Origin of the sequence: Mycetocola sp. 2940, assembly GCF_040548835.1 — a bacterium.
GTDB lineage: Bacteria > Actinomycetota > Actinomycetes > Actinomycetales > Microbacteriaceae > Mycetocola_A.
In genome coordinates, this window is sequence record NZ_JBEPSK010000007.1 from 105269 (window position 1) to 128313 (window position 23045).

Annotated in this window: 19 protein-coding genes; 7 read left to right on the forward strand and 12 right to left on the reverse strand. The window is 67.7% G+C overall.

Annotated elements, in window-relative coordinates; translation table 11 throughout:
- Nucleotides 1–16 precede the first annotated feature (16 nt).
- Entirely contained in the window at nt 17–1285 is a 1269-nt protein-coding gene (locus ABIE24_RS11685; RefSeq protein WP_354499821.1) for a class I SAM-dependent RNA methyltransferase, read from the reverse strand.
- Nucleotides 1286–1342: 57 nt separating this feature from the next.
- On the opposite strand from ABIE24_RS11685, the gene ABIE24_RS11690 reads away from it, so the two are divergent.
- Together ABIE24_RS11690 and ABIE24_RS11695 are read left to right on the forward strand one after the other, a co-directional pair.
- On the forward strand, nt 1343–1990 hold the full coding sequence (locus ABIE24_RS11690; protein WP_354499823.1) for a Maf family protein: 648 nt from the start codon (nt 1343–1345) through the stop codon (nt 1988–1990).
- A 79-nt stretch (nt 1991–2069) separates the two neighbouring features.
- Nucleotides 2070–3839, forward strand: a complete 1770-nt coding sequence (locus tag ABIE24_RS11695) for an acetyl/propionyl/methylcrotonyl-CoA carboxylase subunit alpha (RefSeq protein WP_354499825.1) — start codon at nt 2070–2072, stop codon at nt 3837–3839.
- A 429-nt stretch (nt 3840–4268) separates the two neighbouring features.
- Here ABIE24_RS11695 and ABIE24_RS11700 read toward each other — a convergent pair whose 3' ends face one another.
- On the reverse strand, nt 4269–5705 hold the full coding sequence (locus ABIE24_RS11700; RefSeq protein ID WP_354499827.1) for an NAD(P)H-quinone dehydrogenase: 1437 nt from the start codon (nt 5703–5705) through the stop codon (nt 4269–4271).
- Nucleotides 5706–5877: 172 nt separating this feature from the next.
- Here ABIE24_RS11700 and ABIE24_RS11705 point away from each other — a divergent pair, with 172 nt between their 5' ends.
- Both ABIE24_RS11705 and ABIE24_RS11710 read left to right on the forward strand, forming a co-directional pair.
- Nucleotides 5878–6711 carry a purine-nucleoside phosphorylase gene (locus ABIE24_RS11705; protein WP_354499829.1) on the forward strand — a complete coding sequence of 278 codons (834 nt, stop codon included), beginning with the start codon at nt 5878–5880 and terminating at the stop codon, nt 6709–6711.
- On the forward strand, nt 6711–8399 hold the full coding sequence (locus ABIE24_RS11710) for a phospho-sugar mutase (protein ID WP_354499831.1): 1689 nt from the start codon (nt 6711–6713) through the stop codon (nt 8397–8399). Before ABIE24_RS11705 ends, ABIE24_RS11710 begins: the two co-directional genes overlap by 1 nt.
- Before the next feature lie 3 nt (nt 8400–8402).
- Here ABIE24_RS11710 and ABIE24_RS11715 read toward each other — a convergent pair whose 3' ends face one another.
- From ABIE24_RS11715 to ABIE24_RS11725, 3 genes are all read right to left on the reverse strand, one after another.
- Entirely contained in the window at nt 8403–8675 is a 273-nt protein-coding gene (locus tag ABIE24_RS11715) for a PTS sugar transporter subunit IIB (protein WP_354499834.1), read from the reverse strand.
- Between the two features lie 20 nt (nt 8676–8695).
- Complete coding sequence (locus ABIE24_RS11720) at nt 8696–9142, reverse strand: PTS sugar transporter subunit IIA (protein WP_354499836.1); 447 nt, start codon at nt 9140–9142, stop codon at nt 8696–8698.
- A gap of 76 nt (nt 9143–9218) precedes the next feature.
- On the reverse strand, nt 9219–10349 hold the full coding sequence (locus ABIE24_RS11725; RefSeq protein ID WP_354499838.1) for an adenosine deaminase: 1131 nt from the start codon (nt 10347–10349) through the stop codon (nt 9219–9221).
- 105 nt (nt 10350–10454) lie between these two features.
- Between ABIE24_RS11725 and uriH the strand changes: the two genes are divergently transcribed.
- On the forward strand, nt 10455–11399 hold the full coding sequence (gene uriH / locus ABIE24_RS11730; RefSeq protein ID WP_354499840.1) for a uridine-preferring nucleoside hydrolase UriH: 945 nt from the start codon (nt 10455–10457) through the stop codon (nt 11397–11399).
- Between the two features lie 789 nt (nt 11400–12188).
- Nucleotides 12189–12713 carry a putative endonuclease domain-containing protein gene (locus ABIE24_RS11735; RefSeq protein WP_354499842.1) on the forward strand — a complete coding sequence of 175 codons (525 nt, stop codon included), beginning with the start codon at nt 12189–12191 and terminating at the stop codon, nt 12711–12713.
- A 645-nt stretch (nt 12714–13358) separates the two neighbouring features.
- Here the strand turns inward: ABIE24_RS11735 and ABIE24_RS11740 are convergent.
- From ABIE24_RS11740 to ABIE24_RS11765, 6 genes are all read right to left on the reverse strand, one after another.
- Nucleotides 13359–14666, reverse strand: a complete 1308-nt coding sequence (locus ABIE24_RS11740) for a thymidine phosphorylase (protein ID WP_354499844.1) — start codon at nt 14664–14666, stop codon at nt 13359–13361.
- The gene (locus tag ABIE24_RS11745; RefSeq protein WP_354499846.1) at nt 14653–15078 is read right to left on the reverse strand and encodes a cytidine deaminase; all 426 of its coding nucleotides are present in this window, start codon (nt 15076–15078) and stop codon (nt 14653–14655) included. The genes ABIE24_RS11740 and ABIE24_RS11745 overlap by 14 nt, the downstream gene beginning before the upstream one ends.
- Before the next feature lie 7 nt (nt 15079–15085).
- Entirely contained in the window at nt 15086–16372 is a 1287-nt protein-coding gene (locus tag ABIE24_RS11750; RefSeq protein ID WP_502916274.1) for an ABC transporter permease, read from the reverse strand.
- Nucleotides 16369–17640, reverse strand: coding sequence for an ABC transporter permease (locus ABIE24_RS11755; protein ID WP_354499848.1), 1272 nt, complete (start codon nt 17638–17640; stop codon nt 16369–16371). Before ABIE24_RS11755 ends, ABIE24_RS11750 begins: the two co-directional genes overlap by 4 nt.
- The gene (locus ABIE24_RS11760; protein ID WP_354499850.1) at nt 17637–19157 is read right to left on the reverse strand and encodes an ABC transporter ATP-binding protein; all 1521 of its coding nucleotides are present in this window, start codon (nt 19155–19157) and stop codon (nt 17637–17639) included. The genes ABIE24_RS11755 and ABIE24_RS11760 overlap by 4 nt, the downstream gene beginning before the upstream one ends.
- Before the next feature lie 143 nt (nt 19158–19300).
- Nucleotides 19301–20410, reverse strand: a complete 1110-nt coding sequence (locus ABIE24_RS11765; RefSeq protein WP_354499851.1) for a BMP family lipoprotein — start codon at nt 20408–20410, stop codon at nt 19301–19303.
- A gap of 260 nt (nt 20411–20670) precedes the next feature.
- On the opposite strand from ABIE24_RS11765, the gene ABIE24_RS11770 reads away from it, so the two are divergent.
- Complete coding sequence (locus ABIE24_RS11770) at nt 20671–21600, forward strand: 5'-3' exonuclease (RefSeq protein WP_354499853.1); 930 nt, start codon at nt 20671–20673, stop codon at nt 21598–21600.
- Nucleotides 21601–21623: 23 nt separating this feature from the next.
- Here the strand turns inward: ABIE24_RS11770 and ABIE24_RS11775 are convergent, their stop codons facing one another.
- On the reverse strand, nt 21624–23006 hold the full coding sequence (locus tag ABIE24_RS11775) for an FAD-binding oxidoreductase (RefSeq protein WP_354499855.1): 1383 nt from the start codon (nt 23004–23006) through the stop codon (nt 21624–21626).
- Nucleotides 23007–23045: the final 39 nt, after the last annotated feature.

Genomic DNA, 23045 nt, shown 5'->3' on the forward strand with positions numbered 1-23045 from the left:
GGTGGAAGTGACGCCCTCATCGGGTGAGGAGCGCGATCGACTCGATGTGGTGGGTGTGCGGGAACAGGTCGAATGCGCGCAGCGCGGTCAGGGAGTATCCCTCCGCGGCGAACAGCCCGATGTCGCGGGAGAGGGCCACCGGGTCGCAGGCCACATAGACCAGTTGCGCGGGCCGCAGTTCGGCGAGGCTGGCGACGACCTCCTTGCCTGCCCCGGAGCGCGGCGGGTCGAGAACGACGGTCCCGGCGGCGAGTCGTGCGCGTTCCGCGGCGCTCGACTGTGCGACGAGCCCGCGGAGGTAGGCGTCGACCCGTGCGGTGATGCTCTGCGCGCCGACCCAGTCCGAGAGGTTCTCGGCGGCATGGTCGGTGGCTCGGGCAGAGGACTCCACGCTCGTGATCCGGGTGGTGCTCCCGAACTTGTCGCCGACGGCAGCGGCGAGGAGGCCGACTCCGCCGTAGAGGTCGAGGTTCGCGGCGCGCGGGTCGAACAGGGCCTCGTCGATGGTGGACTGCACGAGTCCGGTCAGCAGTTCAGCCGCCGACCGGTGCACCTGCCAGAACCCGCCTTCGTCGAGGAAGAAGTCACGGTCGCCGACGCGCTCGATGATGGTCTGCTCACGACGGTTGGCCGGGCTCACGCCCTTCTTCACCGGTTCACGGACGACGATCCGCGCGCTCCGGGTGCTGCTCGGCGCGACGATGTCGACGGACTCCGCACCGCGGAACTGCTGCTCGAGGGGGGCAGCGGATGCCACTTCGTCGGTCGCGAGCGGAAGGTCGCCGACCCGGATCACCCGGTGGCTGCGGGCGGCGTACGGGCCCACGAAACCGTCCTCGTCGACGTGCAGGCTCACCCGGGTTCGCCAGGCCAGCCCGTCCCGCTCGTCGTCGCCTGGGACGGCCTCGACCTGGACGTCACTGTCGACCCCCGCAAACCGCTGCAGGGAGTCGGCGAGCACCTGGCGCTTGAGCTCGCGCTGGTGCGACAGCTCGATGTGGCCGAACTCGGCCCCGCCCGCACGATCGGCGGGGGGAACGTCGATGGAGGAAGACGCCCAGACATGCGACTGGCGGTGCGGGGAGGCATCCAGCACCTCGACGGTCTCGGCGCGCCAGAAACTCTTCTTCGACGACTCCGTGATCCGAGCGCGAACCCGCTCCCCCGGCACCGTGTCGGCGACGAAGACCACGCGCCCCTCGAGCCGTGAGACGAAGACACCGCCGTGGGCTACGTTGGTTATCTCGAGCTCGACATCTGCTGGGTTGTTCGATTGTGCGTTCACACTGAAATCGTCCCACGAATGAGGAAGGCTCGCTCGCGCAGCAGCCGAAGGACCCGTATGCAGCTCTACCTCGCCAGCACCTCTCCCGCCCGACTCATGCTGCTGCGGCAGAGCGGAATCGAACCGGTCCTGATGCCGTCTCACGTCGACGAGGATGCCGTCGTGGCCGCCGCCGAGACCGCGTCCAGGTCGCCGCTCAGCGCTGAGGAGATCGTCGCGCTGCTCGCGCGGGCGAAGGCCGAATCAGTCTGGCGCGACCTCGACGGGGAGGACGGACTGATCCTCGGCGGCGACTCCGTCTTCGTCGTCGACGGGACCATCTACGGTAAACCGCACACGCCCGAGGCGGCACGCGAGCGGTGGCACGAGCAACGCGGCCGGACCGGACGCCTGTACTCCGGCCACTGGCTGATCGACCACCGCCGGGACGGCAGTGCCGGCGGTGCGGTCGGCGCCGTGGCATCCGCCGACGTCACCTTCGCGAGCGACATCACCGACGCGGAGATCGACGCGTACATCGCCACCGGCGAACCGCTCCAGGTGGCCGGCGCGTTCACGATCGACAGCCTCGGCGCGCCGTTCATCGAACGGATCGCCGGCGACCCGTCCACCGTCGTGGGGCTGTCGCTCCCGACCCTCCGCTCGCTGGTCCGGCAACTGGGCTTCGACTGGCCGTCACTGTGGAACCGCCGCGGCGCTTTGTAGGCATCCGCAGTGCTTTTCCGACGATTTCTGTGGGCACTGACCAAAAAGCCGGGGGCTGGGGGCAATAGGCTAAGGAACTGTGTCGCGTATATCCAAGGTCCTCATTGCCAATCGGGGCGAAATCGCCGTCCGAGTGATCCGTGCAGCGCGCGACAGCGGGATCGGGTCGGTCGCGGTGTACGCGGACCAGGACCGCGACGCCATGCACGCACGACTGGCCGACGAGTCGTTCGCCCTCGACGGCTCGACGAGCGCCGACACCTACCTCGTCATCGACAAGATCCTGTCGATCGCCCGCCGCTCCGGCGCGGATGCGATCCACCCCGGCTACGGCTTCCTCGCCGAGAACGCTGACTTCGCCCGTGCCGTTATCGGTGCCGGGCTGATCTGGATCGGCCCGTCGCCCGAGGCCATCGAGAAGCTCGGCGACAAGGTCTCCGCCCGCCACGTGGCCCAGAAGGTCGGCGCCCCTCTCGCCCCCGGCACGCTCAACCCGGTCTCCGGCGCCGACGAAGTGCTCGCGTTCGTCGACGAGCACGGACTGCCGGTCGCGATCAAGGCGGCTTTCGGCGGCGGCGGCCGCGGGCTCAAAATCGCCCGCGAGCGCGACGAGGTCGCCGAGGCGTTCGACTCGGCCACCCGCGAGGCGATCGCGGCATTCGGCCGCGGCGAGTGCTTCGTCGAGAAGTACCTCGACCAGCCGCGCCACGTCGAGACCCAGTGCCTGGCGGATGTCGACGGCAACGTCGTCGTCGTCTCCACCCGTGACTGCTCGCTGCAGCGCCGCCACCAGAAGCTCGTCGAAGAGGCACCGGCGCCGTTCCTCACTGAGGAGCAGAACGAGCTCCTCTACAGCGCGTCCAAGTCCATCCTCAAGGAGGTCGGCTACGTCGGGGCGGGAACCTGCGAGTTCCTCATCGGCAAGGACGGCACGGTCTCGTTCCTCGAGGTCAACACCCGCCTGCAGGTCGAGCATCCGGTCTCCGAGGAGATCACCGGCATCGACCTCGTGCGGGAGCAGTTCCGGCTCGCCGAGGGCGGCATCCTCGACTACGAGGACCCCATCCCGCAAGGCCACTCGATCGAGTTCCGCATCAACGGTGAAGACCCCGGTCGCGGCTTCCTGCCGCAGCCCGGCCCGATCCACGTGTTCAAGACCTTCGGGGGCCCCGGCATCCGCCTGGACTCCGGCGTCACCGCGGGCGACGAGATCTCCGGCGCCTTCGACTCCCTGCTCGGCAAGATCATCGTCACCGGCAAGGACCGCGAACAGGCGCTCGAACGCTCACGTCGCGCCCTCGACGAGTTCGAGGTCTCGGGCCTGCCGACCGTCATCCCGTTCCACCGCAAGATCGTGCGCGACCCGGCGTTCACCGCCGAGAACGGCACCTTCGGCGTTTACACCCGCTGGATCGAAACGGAGTTCGTCAACGACATCGAGCCCTGGGACGGCGAGTTCGACGGCTCCCGTACAACGTCGACGCGCCACAGCGTCGTCGTCGAGGTCGAAGGCAAGCGCATCCAGGTGAGCCTGCCGACGAACATCGCGCCAGGCACCGGCGACGCCCGTCGCTCCCTCGCCCCTGCGCCTCGACGGCGCGGCGGGACCGGCACGGTGAGCTCCGCCACCGGGAACTCGGTCGCATCCCCGATGCAGGCCACGATCGTGAAGCTCGCCGTCGAGGACGGCCAGCACGTCGTCAAGGGTGACCTCGTCGTCGTGCTCGAGGCCATGAAGATGGAGCAGCCGATCACCGCGCACAAGGACGGCACGATCGGCGACATCAACGTCGTGGTCGGCGCGACGGTGTCGAGCGGGCACCAGCTGCTCACCATCACGAGCGCCTGAACAGCGCCAGGCGGACACATTCGGCGGCGCGCCGCCCCACGGAACTCCACACCGGCGTGGTGCACAATCCATCCGTCCGAGCATCCCGGAACACCCGCCCAGCCGCTGCGGAGCCCGCCAAACGGATGGATTCGGCGACACGCCGCCCCACGGAACTCCACACCGGCGCGGCACGCAATCCATCCGACCGAGCATCCCGGAACACCCGCCCAGCCGCTGCGGAGCCCGCCAAACGGACGGATTCGGCGACACGCCGCCCCACGGAACTCCACACCGGCGCGGCACGCAATCCATCCGTCCGAGCATCCCGGAACACCCGCCCAGCCGCTGCGGAGCCCGCCAAACGGATGGATTCGGCGACACGCCGCCCCACGGAACTCCACACCGGCGCGGCACACAATCCATCCGACCGAGCCCGCCCCGCGACGGTCAGTTGACGATGTGCATCGCCTTCGCGGCATCCGTGATGCTGCCGGTGAGCGACGGGTAGACCGCGAACGCCCGCGCGATCTCGTCGACGTTGAGCCGGTGCTCGACGGCGATGGCCAGCGGGAAGATCAGTTCGCTCGCCTTGGGGGCGACGATGACGCCGCCGATGACGGTGCCTGACCCGGTGCGGGCGAACAGCTTCACGAAACCGTCCTTGATGCCGAGCATCTTCGCGCGCGGGTTCGATTTGAGCGGCAGCTTGTAGATCTCGCCCTGGGCGATGCCGTCCTCGATCTGCTTCTGGGTCCAGCCGACGGTCGCGATCTCGGGCTGTGTGAAGATGTTCGCGGCCACGTTGCGCAGTTCGGTGGGGTTCACGGCGTCGCCCATGGCGTGGAAGATCGCCGATCGGCCCTGCATCGAGGCGACGGATGCCAGCGGCATGAAGGTCGTGCAGTCACCGGCCGCGTAGATGTTCGGGATCGAGGTGCGCGCCACGCGGTTCACCCGGATGTGACCCGATTCGGTCATCTGCACGCCGGCTTCTTCAAGACCGAGGCCCGCGGTGTTCGGGATCGCGCCGACCGCCATGAGGCAGTGGCTGCCTTCGACCGTCCGGCCGTCCGACAGCGTCGCGATCACGCCGTTCTCGGTCCGCGTCACGCTCGACGCCCGGGACTTCGACAGCACGGTCATCCCGCTGCGTTTGAAGACCTTCTCGATCACGGCGGCGGCGTCGGCGTCCTCGCCCGGCAGCACCTGGTCGCGGCTGGAGATGAGGGTGACCTCGGACCCGAGGGCCCGGTAGGCGGAGGCGAACTCAGCGCCGGTCACGCCCGAGCCGACGACGATGAGGTGTTCGGGCACAGCGGCGAGGCTGTACAGCTGGGTCCAGTCAAGGATCCGTTCGCCGTCGGGCATCGCGGCGGGCAGCTTGCGGGGGCTGCCGCCGACGGAGACGATGATCGTGTCGGCTTCGATCCGGTCGAAGTCGGTGCCGCGGCCGCCGGCCTCGGTCGAGACGATGACGGCGTCCCGGCCGTCGAGCCGGCCGTCGCCATTGACGATGCGGACACCGGCGTCTTCGAGGTTGGCCCGCATGTCTTCGGACTGGTGCCTGGCCAGCCCGAGCAGCCGCTTGTTGACGGCGGCGAGGTTGACGGTGACCTCCGGCTTGATCGGCTTGCCGGTCTCGGTGCGGGCGAAGAACTGCACACCGAGTTCGCTCGCGCCGCGCACGGCGTTCGTCGCTTCAGCGGTGGAGATGAGGCTCTTCGACGGCACAACATCGGTGATGACGGCCGCGCCGCCGACGCCGGTGCGTTCGACCAGCGTGACGTCGGCGCCGAGCTGCGCGCCTGCCAGGGCGGCCTCATAGCCGCCGGGGCCCCCTCCGAGTACAGCGATCCGGTGTTTGCGCTCGAACTCGTAGGTCATTGCTCCATTGTCGCAGCCCATAACACCGTCACCAAAACGGAGGGGATGGACGAGAACCGCGTCTTCGTGCGGATCCGGGCGCGACCGGCGCCGGCGTGCCCAGGCGTGTGGCGGATCGCGGCATCCTGTCAAGGTGCGGCAGGACGCCCGGCCTGCTGAATAGAATGTCGGAATGTCTGACGCACCCCCCAACCCGCTCGACGATCCCACCGCCGATCCGTTCGCCATCGCGCTGCGCGCAGCGGCCCAGATCGCGGAGAGGACCGGGGTCGAACGGCACGAGATCGCGCTGACGCTCGGTTCGGGATGGGGCAAGGCGGCTGAGCTCATCGGCGAGACCACCGCGACGATCCCCGCGCACGAGATCGAGGGATTCTCCCGGCCGGCCCTCGAAGGGCATGTCGGCACGCTGCGGTCGGTGCTGCTGCCGAACGGCAAACGGGCCCTCGTCATCGGCGCGCGCACCCATTACTACGAGGGTCATGGCGTCCGCCGGGTGGTGCACAGTGTGCGCACCGCCGCAGCGGCGGGGGCCGAGACCATGATCCTCACCAACGGTGCCGGCGGCATCCGCGAGTCCTGGTCCCCGGGCACCCCCGTGCTGATCAGCGACCACATCAACCTCACCGGCGATTCGCCGCTCGAGGGCGCGACCTTCATCGACCTCACCGACCTGTACTCGTCGCGGCTGCGGGCGATCGCGCACAGCATCGAGCCGGATCTCGACGAGGGCGTCTACTGCCAGTTCCGCGGCCCGCACTACGAGACCCCGGCCGAGGTGCAGATGGCGAAGGCGATCGGCGGCCACATCGTCGGCATGTCGACGGCGCTCGAAGCGATCGCCGCCCGCCAGGCCGGCATGGAGGTCCTCGGCTTGTCCCTCATCACGAACCTCGCCGCAGGCATCCAGTCGACACCGCTCAGCCACCTCGAGGTCCTCGACGCCGGGCGCGATGCCGAACCGGTCATCAGCGCGCTGCTCGCCCGGATCGTCGGTGCCCTGTGATGACCGAAGCCAGCACCGGCCACATCCTCACCGTCGCGCACGCGTGGCTCGCCCAGGACCCGGATGCCGAAACCCGCGCCGAACTGGAAACCCTGATCCGCGACGCGGAGGGCGGAAGCGAACCGGCCCTCGACGATCTGCACAGCCGGTTCGACTCGCGGCTCGAGTTCGGCACCGCTGGGCTCCGTGGGCGCATCGAGGCGGGTTCCGCCCGGATGAACCGCGTCCTCGTCGGCCAGGCCGCCGCCGGCATCGCCGCCTACCTGCTCGAGCACAGCCCGGGCACGACCCCGAGCGTCGTCATCGGCTACGACGGCAGGCGCAAGTCGCAGGTCTTCGCGACCGACACCGCCGAGATTCTGGCGGGTGCCGGCATCCGTGCGATCCTCCTTCCGCGGCTGCTGCCGACACCGGTGCTCGCCTTCGCCGTGCGCCACCTCGATGCCTCGGCCGGCGTCATGGTCACCGCCAGCCACAACCCGCCCGCCGACAACGGCTACAAGGTGTACCTCGGCGGCGACGACGAGGGCTCGCAGATCGTGTCGCCGACGGATGCCGAGATCGAGACGCACATCCTCCGGGTCGCCGCATCCACCAGCGTGCTCGAACTGCCGAGGAGCGGCTACGAGACCGCATCGGAAGCGGTCGTCGACGCCTACATCGACGCGACCGTCGCCGGCATCCCGGTCCATCAGGTCGAGCTCAACGTCGTCTACACGGCCCTGCACGGAGTCGGCTGGGACACCTTCTCCCGCGTCGCGCACAAGGCCGGGCTCACGACGCCGCACTCGGTCGCCGAACAGCAGGAGCCGGACCCGGCGTTCCCCACCGTCGCGTTCCCCAACCCCGAGGAGCCCGGCGCCCTCGACCTCGCCTACGCACTCGCCCGTGAGTACGGCGCCGAACTGATCGTCGCCAACGACCCCGACGCCGACCGGCTCTCGATCGCCGTTCCCGACGCGGACCGTCCGGAGGGCTACCGGCAGCTCAGCGGCAACGAGGTCGGTGCGCTTCTCGGCTGGCGCGCGGCGGTGCTCAACGCGGAACAGGAGAACCCGGGCGGCGTACTCGCCTGCTCGATCGTGTCCTCCCCCGCTCTCGCCGCCGTCGCCCGCGAATACTCGCTCGACTTCGTCGAAACGCTCACCGGGTTCAAGTGGGTCTCCCGCGTGCCCGGCCTGATCTTCGGCTACGAAGAGGCGCTCGGCTACCTCGTCAACCCGGGAACGGTGCGTGACAAGGACGGGATCTCGGCTGCCCTGGACTTCCTCGCCATGACCGCCTTCTTCAAGGCGCAGAACATCACTGTTGAGCGGGCACTCGAGGCGTTCGCCGAGAAATTCGGATACTTCGCCAGCGACCAGCTGTCGCTGCGCGTGACGAACCTCTCCGACATCGCCGACATCATGGCCTACCTCCGTGCCGACCCGCCCGGCCGGCTCGGCGGTGTCGCCGTGTCGCAGATCGACGACCTCCGCGACGGGTTCGACGGCCTCCCGCCGACGGATGCGCTCCGGTTCCGGCTGGCGGACGGCTCCCGCGTCATGGCGCGCCCCAGCGGCACCGAACCGAAGATCAAGTTCTACCTCGACGTCCAGCGTCCGAACGACCGCCGCGACGAGGCATCCGAGGTTCTCGCCGCGGTGAAGGCGGACCTGGCGGCGATCGCAGCGGCGGCGACCGCGTAGAGCTCAGCCCAGGGCTTTCTCGATCTTCTCGGTGAGCTCCTGCAGGTCGAAGTAGTTCTCGATCACGACGATGTCGGCGAAGGTCTTGCCGATCTTGTCGACGAGTTCGGGCGATGTGAGGATGACCTGGGCGTCAGCTGCGGCGACGGCGACGCCCGCCACGTCTGACGCGGTCACCTCGGCCTCGATGTCCAACGATTTGAGCACCCGTTCGGCGTTCACCTTGAGGATGCCGGATGTTCCGACACCCGCACCGCAGATCGCGACGATCTTCATTTGTCCCTCCAGGCTGCAGTTCAGTCCTGCGCAGATAGCACCCGGCGGACTTCGTCGGGAGTTGTGGCTGACGCGATCGCGGGGATCGCTGACGCGTCGTTGAACACGTTGGCGAGTTCGGCGACGGAGGTCACGTGGCTGTCGGGCGTGGCGACGGCGAGGCCGAGGATGACGCTGACCGGGTCGTTGTGCGGATGCCCGAAGGAGACCGGTTCGGCCAGGGTGACGACCGAGAGTCCTTCACGGGTGACATCCGCTCCGGGCCGGGCGTGCGCCAGGGCCAGACCCGGTGCGATGACGACGTAGGCGCCGAACTCGTCGATGACCTCGACCATCCGCTCCGTGTACGACTCCTCCGTGGCCCCGCTCCGCACGAGGGCTGCGCCCGCGAGCCGCACGGCGTCACGCCAGTTCCCGGCCGTGGCGCCGAGATCGATGGCGGCATTCGGGAGAGGGGGCAGGCTCATCGTGGGACTCACTTCAGGGGTGGGGGCAGAAGTTCAGAGTACCGGCTCGACCGGCCGCCCCACGGCTTTGCTGCGCTCAGGCGCGGTATCTTTCGGCATCTTCAAAGCCTGCCGAGATCGCCTCGGCGAGTTCCTCCCGGTCTTCCAGCGGGAGGAAGGCCGCGCTGGCCGCATTCTGCTGGAACACCTCGAGGTCGTCGAGGTCGTACGCGAAGGCATCCGCCAGCAGGCTCAGTTCGCGGGTCAGCGAGGTGCCGCTCATGGTGCGGTTGTCGACGTTCACCGTCGTTTTGAACCCCAGCTGGTAGAGCAGGTCGAACGGGTGGTCGACGAGGTCGGTGCCCCAGGCGGCGATGGCGCCGGTCTGCAGGTTCGATGACGGGCTCAGCTCGAGCGCGATCTCGCGGTCCTTGATCCACTGGGCGACCGGGCCGAGCGACACGTAGGTGCCCTCGTCGTCGCTGCGTTCGACCGTGATGTCTTCGGCGATCCGCACGCCGTGGCCGAGGCGGAGCGCGCGGCCGTCGAAGAGGGCGCTCTTGATCGAGTCGAGGCCGTCGGCCTCGCCGGCGTGGACGGTGACGGGGACGTGTTCCTGAGCGAGGAAGTCGAAGGCGACGCGGTGGCGGCTCGCCGGGAATCCCGCTTCTGCGCCGGCGATGTCGAATCCGACGACGCCGTTGCCGCGGTGCCGAACGGCGAGCTCGGCGATCTCCAGCGCCCGGTCGGCGTGCCGCATGGCGGTGATCAGCTGACCCACCTGGATGCTCCGGCCGGCGCGTTCGACGTCGTCGATGCCCTGGTCGAGGCCGGACTGCACGGCTTCGACGACCTCGTCGAGGCTGAGGCCGCGGGTGAGGTGCTGCTCGGGAGCCCACCGCACTTCGCCGTAGATCACGCCGTCGGCGGAGAGGTCCTGGACGAACTCGCGGGCGATCCGCTCCAGCCCCTCCTCGGTCTGCATGACGGCGGTCGTGAGGTCGAAGGTCTTGAGGTAGTCGACGAGGTTGCCGGCGTCGCACTGGGCCAGGAACCACTGCGCGAGAGCGTCCGCGTCCGTCTCGGGAACGTCGACGCCGACGGCATCCGCCAGTTCGAGAATGGTCTGCGGGCGCAGGCCGCCGTCGAGGTGATCGTGGAGCGAAATCTTCGGCAGGGCGGCGATGTCGACGCCGTTGGGCAGCAGGAACTGGTTCTCGGAGGTCACCCGCCCAGACTACCGCCCGCACCGGTTCGCCGCACCGGTCCCGGCACCCGGGCCGGGGCGGGTTTCCTCCCCCGCTTTCGCGGTCCGTGCTCGTAGAATCGGGCAATGCCCCGACGGATTCTCCTCGACTGTGATCCCGGTCACGACGACGCAATCGCCCTGCTGCTGGCGCACGGGAACCCCGACATCGACCTCGTCGCGGTGACGACGGTGATGGGCAACCAGACGCTGGAGAAGGTGACCCGCAACGCGCTGTCGGTCGCTCGTGTGGCCGGGATCAGCGGCATCCCGTTCGCAGCGGGATCGGCGCGACCGCTCGTTCGTGCGCTTGAGACGGCGCCGTCGATCCATGGCGAGTCCGGGCTCGACGGGCCGGTGCTCCCGGAGCCGCGCCTGACCCTCGACCCGCGCCATGCCGTGAACCTGATCATCGAGACGATCATGACGAACGAGCCGGGGACGATCACCCTCGTGCCGACCGGAGCGCTCACCAACATCGCCCTGGCTGCCCGGCTGGAGCCGCGGATCGTGGAGCGGGTGCGTGAGGTGGTGCTCATGGGTGGCGGAACCCACGTCGGCAACTGGTCGGCGACGGCGGAGTTCAACATCGTCATCGACCCGGAGGCGGCGCAGATCGTGTTCGACGAGGCGTGGCCGCTGACGCAGATCCCCCTCGACGTGACCCACCAGGCGCTCGCCACCCCGGATGTCGTCTCGCGGTTCGCAGCGATCGGAACCGCGCCCGCGGAATTCGTCGTCGAGTTGCTCGACTTCTTCGGGTCGACCTACCGTTCGGCGCAGGGGTTCGACGCGCCTCCCGTGCACGACCCGTGCGCCGTGGCGTATGTCATCGACCCGAGCATCTTCACCGTGCGGCGCGCGCCGATCAGCGTCGAACTCGTCGGAACGCTGACGGCGGGGATGACGGTGGCGGATTTCCGCTCGCCCGCCCCCGACGACTGCACCACCCAGGTCGCTGTCGGCATCGACAGCGCCCGGTTCTGGGACCTCGTCGTCGACGCCGTCGAGCGCATCGGGGAGCCCGCGTAGCGCTTCGCGTCCGTGGATGCCGCGTCGTGGCATCCGTTCGTATGCTCGAGTTGCCACACTCGGTCGTTGACGCACACGAGATGCCACGAAACGCACTTCCCGTGATCCCGGAGCAGCACAGTTCGTCCATTCGACGGATGCCGCCCGACGGGGTCGCCCTCCCGTTCGCATCGTGCTGCGCTCGCGTCCGTGCGGACCGGCATCCACGCACTCGAGTTGCCACACTCTGTCGTTGCCCGGGGCGAGTCGCCGCAAAATGTCGTCCGCAGCCCAAAGATGCAGCACAGTTCGTCAACTCGTCGCCGGTCAGGCTTCGCACGCCCCACGGCAGCCTGAGTTGCCTCGGCGATTCGACCGCAGACGACGTCCCTCCACAGGGCGTGGCCGTAGCGGCACCTTTCCACCCTTTTGACTCCCGCAGCACCCCGCATGCAGCGGTGTCGATGCTGGGGTGGTGACTTTTCGAAAACCACTACCCCGGATGATCCCGGCGGCGTTCTCCGTGGCCGACGCCCGCCGCAACGGCATGACGCCGGGTCAGTTGCGCAACCCTTCGTTCGGTCGACCGTTCTTCGGTACGAGAACCGCACCGGGAATCCACGACGGCCTACTCACGAGGTGCCGCTCGATGGCAACCCGCTTCCCCTCCACTTCGAGCACGATTGGAAGTCGCTCCACGTCATGTCGCCCGCCCCCTCCCGAGCGCTGCGGTATCAAGGCACCGTCGGACATCAGTCGCGACTTGCTCCAGAGCAGGTCACGCTTATTTCTGGCATCCCGGTGACGACAGTGGAACGAACGTGGTGTGATCTCGCCGCGAAACTGAGTTTCGCCGACCTCGTCGCGGCCGGCGATTACCTGCTCTGTTGGGAGGACCCGAAGACGACGGTTGAACGCCTGAAGGATGCCGTCGATCAATACACGTCGCAACGCGGGCGTGCCGTACTTCCGGTGGCTCTTGCCGCGCTCTGCCCCAGGTCACGCTCACGCCCCGAGTCGCTTCTGCGTGTGGCATTGGTGGCGAGTCCGCTACCGGATCCCATCCCGAACTTCGGAGTGCACCTGGTCCTCAGCCGCCGGAACATCGAGATCGACCTGGCGTATCCAAAGTACAAGGTCGGGTTGGAGTACCAGGGCGACCATCACAGAGAGGAAGTCGGACAGTGGCGACGCGACGTTAAGCGGGGCAACGATGCCGTCGACGAAGGATGGAGCATGCTCTATTTCACGGGCGATGACACGAAAGACCTTGCTGAGCTTCTGACGCGGGTGGAAAGGCGACTGCGCCAACGCGGCTGGCGTGACGGCTGTTGACGCGTGGGCGAACCCTCGAGTTCGCACAAAACGCTGCTGGGCCGGTCGAAACACCACAACCTGTCGCTCCCCCGCACGACGAGCGACCAAACCCGTCAACTCGACCACGCCGCCACCCGCGGGTCGCGCGTGGCCCTATCCGCGAGCTCGCACCCGGCGCAACGCACCCAGCACGTGCACCCGTCGAGTTCGCACAAAACGCTGCCGGCCCGGTCGAAACACCACAACCTGTCGCTCCCAGACGCGACGAGCGACCAAACCCGTCAACTCGACCACGCGGCCACCCGCGGGTTGCGCGTGGCCCCATCCGCGAGCTCGCACCTGGCGCAACGCACCCAGCACGTGCACCCGTCGAGTTCGCACAAAACGCTGCCGGCCCGGCCGAAAGACCACAACCTGTCGCTCCCAGACGCGACGAGCGACCAAACCCGTCAACTCGACCACGGACGCCACCCGCGGGTTGCGCGTGGCCCTATCCGCGAGCTCGCACCCGGCGCAACGCACCCAGCACGTGCACCCGTCGAGTTCGCACAAAATGCTGCTGGCCCGGTCGAAACACCACAACCTGTCGCTCCCCCGCACGACGAGCGACGAAACCCGTCAACTCGACGGCACACACGACGCGACGCCGCCGCGCCGGCGCGACTATTGGATGCGGGCGCGCACCAGGGGCTCAGGCTCGTACGCGGTACCGGGGGCCGCGAGTTCCCACGCGCCCTCGATCGCCTCAAGCGCCCGCGGGAAACGACCCGCATCGTCGGCCGACAGGGTGAACAGCGGTTGCCCGGCCCGCACCACATCACCGGGTTTGACGTGCAGGTCGACTCCGGATGCGTGGAGCACCGGGTCCTGCGCACGCGCGCGTCCGGCACCGAGGCGCCACGCGGCGATACCGAACGGCAGCGCCTCCTGTCGCACAAGCACCCCATCGGCGGGAGCGGTCACGGTGTGGGTTTCCCGCGCGACCGGCAGCGCGGCATCCGGGTCGCCGCCCTGGGCCGAGATCGAGCGACGCCAGGTGTCCATGGCGCGGCCGTCACGCAGAGCCTCCTCGACGTCGGCGTGCGGCTGCCCGGCCAGGGTGAGCATCTCACGAGCGAGCGCCACGGTGAGTTCCACGATGTCCGCGGGCCCGCCGCCGGCGAGCACTTCCACCGACTCCCGCACCTCATTGGCATTACCGATCGCGAGCCCGAGCGGCACACTCATGTTCGTCAGCAGCGCCGACGTGCGAACGCCGGCATCCTGCCCGAGCGACACCATCGTGCGGGCGAGCTCCTCGGCCTTGGCGTAGTCCTGCATGAACGCGCCCGACCCGAACTTCACATCGAGCACGAGCGCACTCGTGCCCTCGGCGATCTTCTTCGACATGATCGACGAGGCGATGAGCGGAATCGCCTCGACCGTCCCCGTGATGTCGCGCAGGGCGTAGAGCCGCTTGTCTGCGGGAGCCAGCCCGGCGCCGGCAGCACAGATGACACCGCCGACATCCCTGAGGATCGAGAACATCTCCTCGTTGGACAGGTCGGCACGCCAGCCCGGGATCGACTCGAGCTTGTCGAGGGTCCCTCCCGTATGCCCGAGCCCACGGCCTGAGAGCTGCGGCACAGCGACCCCGAAGGATGCCACGAGCGGCATGAGCGGGAGGGTGATCTTGTCGCCGACGCCTCCGGTTGAGTGCTTGTCGACGGTGGTCTTGCCGAGTCCGGAGAAGTCCATGGTCTCGCCCGACGAGATCATGGCGAGCGTCATGTCGCGGATCTCGCGCCGCGTCATCCCGTTGAGCAGGATCGCCATGGCCAGCGCCGCCATCTGCTCGTTGCCGACGTACTCACGCGTGTACGCGTCGATGAGCCAGTTGATCTCGTCGGTGGAGAGCTCTCCGCGGTCGCGCTTGGTGCGGATGAGGTCGACGGCGTCGAACGCCTCGAGCGCGGCCTCAGATGCGGTCATCGGTGGGTACCCCGGCGTATTCGTTGAGCGTGCGTGGGCCGAAGGCGTCCGGCAGGACCTCGTCGATGGTGCGGATGCCGGAAACGGTTTCCAGCAGCATCCCCGGCACGGCGTGCTCGAAGAGCAGTTGCCGGCACCGGCCGCACGGCATGAGCGTGTTGCCCTCCCCGTCGACACAGGTGAACGCGACCAGCTGCCCGCCGCCGGTCAGGTGCAGCATGGACACGAGGGCGCACTCGGCGCACAGGGTCAGGCCGTAGCTCGCGTTCTCGACGTTGCAGCCGCTGATGATCCTCCCGTCGGTGACGATCGCGGCCGCCCCGACCGGAAACTTCGAATACGGAACGTAGGCCTTCGCCATCGCATCCGTCGCCGCTTCGCGCAGCGCACCCCAGTCGATTGAATCGCTCATCGTTCGTTCACGCCTTTATGTATGGTTTACCGGATGCCGCGGGGCCGCGTGATCGTCCGACGAGGCCCGCGACGGCGAAGATGGTCACGACGTACGGCAGCATGAGCATGAATTCGCTGGGCACCGGTGAGCCGATGATTCCCAGCACGTTCTGCAGGTTCGTCGCGAAACCGAAGAGCAGAGCCGCGAGGGTGGCGCGGATGGGATCCCACCGTCCGAAGATCACCGCGGCAAGCGCGATGAAGCCGGCGCCCGCGGTCATCTCCTTGCCGAACGCACCGACGGCGCCGAGAGTGAAGTACGCGCCGCCGAGCCCGGCGATGGCGCCGGCGAGCGAGACGTTCCAGAACCGGGTGCCTGTCACGTTGATGCCGACGGTGTCGGCGGCTGTGGGATGTTCTCCCACGGCTCGCACACGGAGACCCCATTTGGTGTGGAACAGCCCGACGTACACCAGGGCGACGACGACGTACATGATGTAAACGATGATCGTCTGCTTGAAGAGGACCGGCCCGAGAATCGGAATCTCTCCGAGCACGGGGATCTCGATCCGGCTGAACCGCGGGGGCGAGTTCAGAAGCTGCGGGTTTTCGGTCAGTACCTGGGAGTAGAGGAAGCTCGTCAGCCCGACCACGAGAACGTTGAGGACGACACCGACGATGACCTGGTCGACGAAGTACTTGATCGAGAACGCCGCGAGCACGAATGACACGAGCACTCCGGCGACGGCCGCGCCGAGGAGGCCGAGGTAGAGATTGCCTGTGACCGAGGCGATCAGCGCCGAGACGAACGCGCCGGCGAGGAGCTGTCCCTCGATGGCAACGTTGACCACCCCGACCCGCTCGGAGATGACTCCGCCCATCGCGCCGAAGATGAGGGGGACGCTGAGACTGACGGTTCCGATGAGCAGCCCGGGTACCGGCACGCTCGCCCCGGCCGCCGCCCAGGTCAGGAATCCGGTCATGAAGAGCACCGCGAAAACGGCGATGAACCAGATGGGCACTTTCCGATATGTGGAGACTCGGTAGAACGCCCACGCCGCCATCGCCAGGAGCACGACGGTGATGACCACGCCTGTGGCGAAGGTCGGAAGCTCCGGCGCGGGCAACTGGATGAAGTCGGAGCCCTGGGACAGTTGGAACCGCGTCGTTCCCTCAGGAGAACCGACAACGAACAGCAGGAGGCCGATCAGGGCGAAGAGGGCGAGGGCGATGGGCGCCTTCCAGCTGCGCAGCACGACGGTCGGTGTTGCCGGTACTGCGTGGGACCGTTCGGGTTCGGTGAGGGTGCTCACTTCACCTTCACCTCCTTGGTGACGTTCGGTTGTTGCTGGCGCGGCGCGGTCCCAGGAGTCGGGAGGCGGAAGATTGCGCGCACCAGCGGCGGTGCAGCGATGAACAGCACGATGAACGACTGCACGACGAGGACGATGTCGATCGGGATGCCCTCTGCCGCCTGCATCGAGAATCCTCCGGCTTTGAACGCACCGAACAGGACGCCGGCGACGAAGATCCCGACGGGCCGTGACCGGCCGAGCAGGGCCACGGTGATCGCATCGAACCCGATTCCGGCGTCGATGCCTGAGCTGAAGCCGCTGGTGACTGTTCCGAGCACCTGGTTCACACCGGCGAGGCCTACGAGCCCTCCGGAGATGAGCATGGTGTAGACGTAGACGTTTTTCACGTTGATGCCGGCAACGAGGGCGGCATTCGGGTTCTCACCGACGGCGCGGAACTGGAACCCGAGGCTTGACCGGTTGAGCAGCCACCAGATGAAGACCGTGGCCGCGATCGCCGTGAGGAAGCCTGCATGCAGGTTGTACTGTGGGCCGAGCAGGTCGGGGAAGACCGCCGTCTCCTTCATCGCAGGAGTTTTCGGGTTATTGCTGCCGGGGGCCTGCAGGGCGCCGGGGGTTCGGAGGAGGAAGGAGATCAGGTACAGCGCGACGTAGTTGAGCATGATCGTCACGATGACCTCGTGCGCACCCGTCCTGGCCTTCAGGAGGCCGACGATTCCTCCCCAGAGGGCACCACCGACCATGCCGAACAGCACCGCGACGATGAGGTGCAGTACCGGCGGAAGGTCGAGCGCGAAGCCGGCCCAGCCAGCGGCCGCCGCGGCGATGAGCATCTGGCCGCGCCCACCGATGTTGAACATGCCGACGCGGAACGCAAGGCCGACGCCGAGTCCCGCAACGATCAGCGGTGTCGCGTAGGTCAGGGTGTCGGTCAGCGGTTTGATCCCCGCGAGGAACCCGTCTCGCCGGAAGTTGTAGATCGAGCCCTGGAAGAGCGCGCCGTATGCGCCTGAGACGGCCTGCCAGATGGCGCTGAGCATGTCGCCGGGGCGGGAGAAGAAGTACCCGGCTGTTTCCTGAACGCGCGGGTCGGTGAGGGCGATGAGAATGGCGCCGACGACGAGTGCGAGGAAGACGGCCAGGATCGAGATCATCACACTGCCGCCGACGATGTCGCGCATGGCTTGCGACCAGCGGTCATCGCGCTTCGGTTCGGCCGGCACGGCCGTGGGGACCGGTTCCTTCTCGGCGGTGGTTTCGGTCATGCTGCTTCACCCGTCCGTGCCGGGGTCTCTCCGGCCATCATCAGTCCCAGTACGTCGCGGGGTGTGTCCGCGGGGACGATTCCTACAATGCTTCCGCGGTACATGACGGCGATCCGGTCTGCGAGCGCCACGACCTCATCGAGTTCCGTCGAGACGACGATCACAGGAAGTCCCAGGTCCCTCGTGGCGATGATGCGCTTGTGCACGAACTCGATCGAACCGACGTCGAGGCCGCGAGTCGGCTGCGCCGCGACGAACAGCCGTAATTCACGGCTCAGTTCGCGGGCGAGGACGACCTTCTGCTGGTTGCCGCCCGAGAGCTGACCCGCCCGCGAGTTGATCGATTCGCAACGGATGTCGAACTCGTCCTTCTTGTCCTGAGCGAATTCAGCGAGGAATCCGAGTTGGAGGTTTCCCGCCTTGACGAACGGCTTCGAGGTGCTTCGGTCCAGCATGAGATTCTCGGCAATCGAGAATTCGGCGACGAGCCCGTCCTCAGTGCGGTCCTCGGGCACGAAGCCGACGCCGGCATCCAGAATCTTCCGTATGTTTCGATGGCGCAGGGATTTTCCGTCGAGTTCGATCGTTCCGGTGACATGCGGTTGGAGCCCGAGGAGCGCTTCGGTCAGCTCCGTCTGGCCGTTGCCCTGCACGCCGGCGAGCACGAGGACTTCTCCACCGCGGACCTCGAAACTCACGTTCCTGACGACGGCCTGGCCACGCGGGTCGACCACAGTGAGGTCGCGGACCACCAGGGCGGCGTCGCCCAGCTTCGGTTCGTTTTTCTGCACGGTCAGTTCGACGGCACGTCCGACCATGAGCGAGGCCAGTTCGGTGTTCGTCGCGGTCGGGGATGCTTCGCCGACGACTTTTCCGAGGCGGATGACGGTGATACGGTCGGCGACTTCGCGGACCTCGCGCAGTTTGTGGGTGATGAAGACGATCGACGTGCCGGATTCACGCAGTTGCTTCATGATCACCATGAGCTCGTCGGTTTCCTGCGGAGTGAGGACGGCGGTCGGCTCGTCGAAGACGAGGACCCTGGCGTCCCTCGACAGCGCCTTGATGATCTCGACCCGCTGCTGCACTCCGACGGGGAGATCCTCGATCAGGGCATCCGGGTCGACGTGGAATCCGAACCGCGCCGAGATCTCCCGAACCTTCGCGCGCGCGGCCTCGAGATCGAGCCGGCCGGCGAACGTGGTCTGCTCGTGGCCGAGCATGACGTTCTCGGCCACCGTGAAAACGGGAATGAGCATGAAGTGCTGGTGCACCATGCCGATTCCGGCCGCCATGGCGTCGCCGGGGCCGGCGAAGTGCTGGACGACGTCGTCGAGCAGGATCTGGCCTTCGTCGGCCTGGTACAGGCCGTAGAGCACGTTCATCAGGGTGGACTTGCCCGCGCCGTTCTCGCCGAGCAGGGCATGGATCTCTCCGGCCTCGACGGTGAGATCGATGTGATCGTTTGCGACCAGGGCACCGAATCGCTTCGTGATGCCGCGAAGTTCTAGCTTCATGGTTCCTGATTCTATGGAAGGGCGTCGCGCGGCGGCACCCGGCGTTTTGCCGGATTGGACGTGCACGTGCTGGGACCCCAGTGAAGCGGGGAGGCCGGCGGTGCCGGCCTCCCCGCTACAGAGTGATTCCTGCGGTCGTAGCGCTACGGCGACGAGGGAGAGGAGACCTCGATCGAACCGTCGACGATTCCGGCCCGGATCTCGTCCAGCTCTGCCTGCAGGTCGGGGTTCACCTTGTCTTCGAAGGCGGCGAACGGCGCAAGGCCCACACCGTCGTTCTCGAGGGTTCCGACGAAGGGCGTAGCGTCGAACTCGTCCTCGGCGGACTCGCGAACGACGTCGCCGATACCCACCTTGATGTCCTTGAGGATCGAGGTGAGGAACAGCTCGTTCCCGGCGATGTCGGGGTTGGCAGCCAGGTCGGCGTCGACACCGATCATGGCGATCTCCTTGCCCGAGTCGTTGATTGCCTCAACAGCGCTCTGGAAGATCGGGCCACCGACGGGGAGGAGCACGTCAGCGTTCTGGTCGATGAGTCCCTTGGCGAGGTTCAGTGACTCGGTTCCCGCTGCGAAGCCACCGGTGAACGAACCGTTCTGCGCGTCGACGTCCCAGCCCAGGGCCTTGACGTCGGTGCCCTTCTGCTCGTTGTGGTAGTTGACACCTTCGACGAATCCGTCCATGAAGATCGTCACCGAGGGGATCGGGATTCCGCCGTACGTGCCGACGACACCGGTCTTGGTGTAGCTTGCTGCGGCATATCCGGCCATGAAGGCGGCCTGGACGGTGTCGTAGAGAATCGGCTTGACGTTGTCGAAGCCCTCGTCCTGCACTCCGTCGTCATCGAGGTCGATGAACGAGTCGATGATGGTGAAGTCCACATCCGGGTTTGCTTCCGCTGCCTCGGCAGTTGCTGCTTCGAGCAGGAAGCCAGCGGACACGATCAGGTTGCAGCCCTGGTCGACGAGGTTGGTCATGTTGGCGGAGTAGTCCGTTTCGGCGGCAGACTCGACGGTGATCGGCTCGACGCCGAGCTCCTCGGCTGCCTCCGTGAGACCCTCGTAGCCAAGCTGGTTGAACGACTTGTCGTCGAACCCGCCGGCGTCGGACACCATGCACGGCGTGAAGTCGAGAGCCTCTTCCTCGGCACCGTTGCCGTTCTCTGCAGGCGCCTGCCCACAGCCGGCGAGCAGGGCGATGACGCCTGCCGTTGCAAGGCCCGTGAAGGCGACCTTACGGGTTTTGATAGTCAATGTGACCTCCAGGATGCTGCCCCGCGGGACTCGCAAGGGTATGGGTACGTTACCGAATGTTACGAGGGCCTTTGCGCTCTGAAGACCCCTCGAAACAGAAGCGTTACATAGCTGTTCGACGCGAGCCTAGGGGCAACCCTCTAACGGGTGTCACTGTCGCTCTCATGAGCACGGACCCCGTCCGCGCGTGCTCAGAAGAGCGAAATATCCTACGGGCGAGCAAGCTCCGCCGATTCCGCCGGGCATGCCACAATCAGAGCATGAACGGGCGATTGATGCTTCTTGACACCGCGTCGCTGTACTTCCGGGCCTTCCACGGGCTGCCGGACACGCTCCGCGCCCCCGACGGGACCCCGGTGAACGCCGTCCGGGGTCTGCTCGACTTCATCGCCCGACTCGTCACCGACTTCGAGCCGACCGAGCTCGTCGCCTGCTGGGACGACGACTGGCGCCCGCAGTGGCGGGTCGATCTCATCCCGAGCTATAAGCAGCACCGGGTGGCGGCCCTCCTTCAGGGCGCACCAGACGTCGAAGAGGTTCCCGACCTGCTCGTCGCACAGATCCCGCTCATCCGGCAGGTGCTCGACGCGTTCGGGATCGCGATCGTCGGGGCTCACGACCACGAAGCCGACGACGTCATCGGAAGCCTCGCCACGCAGGCCAGCGGCCCGGTCGACGTCGTCACCGGCGACCGTGACCTGTTCCAGCTCGTCGACGACGCCTCCGACGTCCGCGTCATCTACACCGCCCGCGGCATGAGCAAACTCGAGGTCCTCACCGAAGAGGTCATCCTGACGAAGTACGGGGTGTCGGCGCACCAGTACGCCGACTTCGCCGCGCTCCGGGGTGACACGTCAGACGGTCTTCCGGGGGTCGCCGGCGTCGGCGAGAAGACCGCGGCAGGACTGCTCGGCACGTTCGGCGACCTCGACGCGATCGTCGCGGCCGCGGCCGAACGGGGTGCGGGCCTCTCCGAATCGGTGCGGGCGAAGATCCTCGCGGCGTCCGACTACCTCCGTGTCGCACCGACGGTGGTCGGCGTGGTGCGCACACTGGACCTCGCCACACCGGATGCCCGGATCCGCCCGTTGCCGGAGGAGTCGCTGGCGGCCGCCCGCCGACTGTCCGCCGACCTCGGTCTCGGCGGCGCCGCCGACCGCGCGCTCCGGGCGCTCGGCAACGACATCTGAACGCACCGGCGAAACCGGGGCGGTCAACCCGGCAGGATGTTGTGGTTGAGCCGGAACACGTTGTCCGGATCCCACGACGCCTTCACCGCGCCGAGGCGCCGGAGCGTCTCCTCCCCGTACACCGGCGCGGGCGCCACCCCGGCGGGTGCCGGGTCCTCCGCGGCCATGAAGTTGACGTACTGCCCGCCGGAGGAGAAGCCGGCCATGTCATCGGCGAACCCCCGGACGAACCGGATCCGGTCGGCGTCATCCGATTCGTTCGCCCAGAAGCCGTAGATGTTGAGCCAGTACCGGGCGGATCGCGCCGGGAAGGCCGTGTCGCCCTCTGGCACGCGCGCGAACGCGCCGCCCATGAGGTGAATGTCGAACCCTGTGCCCTGCCAGGTCTGTTCCAGGGCCCGCCTGACCAGAACGTCGGCGACCTCCTCGTCCAGCCGGTCGAACGACGTGTTCTTCCAATAGGCGCGAACGCCGAACGGAAAGGTGTCGTCGACGGCGCTCTGCCACTGGGGCCAGGTCATCGGCTCGATGGCTTCGAGGTCGGGGGGAGCTTCCCGCCGGAGCGGTTCGATGGCGGCTTCGCCCGCCGCGGCATCCGCCCCACTCCAGGCGAAGCCGACGAGGAGCAGCGGATCCGCACCGAGTTCCCAGTCCGGCGGCGGAACGATGAAGGTGGCGATCGCGGTGAGCTCGTCGGGGAGTGTTCGCCCCCATTCGTCGAAGGCGAGCAGCGCCTGCCGCCAGTGGTCGGGCCGGTAGATGAGATTGCCGGCGAACACCGGTGCGGGTATCGGGTGCGCCCGAAACGTCAGCGACGTCACGACTCCGAAATTGCCCCCGCCTCCACGGAGACCCCAGAACAGGTCGGGGTTTTCACGTGCGCTCGCCCGGACCAGGGTTCCGGATGCCGTCACGACGTCCGCGGAGAGCAGGCTGTCGATCGACAGCCCGTGGGCGCGCAGCAGCCAGCCGACGCCTCCTCCCAGCGTCAGCCCGGCGACGCCGGTGCGCGAGACGACCCCGAGCGGCACGGCGAGCCCGTATTCCGCCGTCGCCCTGTCGACGTCGCCGAGCCTCGCTCCGCCACCGACGCGAACGGTCCTCTCGCCGGCGTCGACCTCCACACTGGCCAGTCCCCCGAGGTCGATGACCAGGCCGGCGTCGACACTGCCGTTCCCTGCGACATTGTGTCCCCCACCGCGGACGGCGACGCTCAGCGATGCCTCACGGGCGAACGCAAGCGCGGCGACGACATCGTCGACGGATGCGACGCGGAGCACCGCGACCGGACGGCGGTCGATCATCCCGTTCCAGATCCGCCGGGCGTCGTCGAAGCCCGGATCACCGTCCAGCACGAGCGTGCCCCCGATCCGTTCGCGGAGGGCCGAGAGGTCAGGCTGGTCCATTGCACACCGCCAAACGCCCGCGTCCCCGGGGACGAGGGC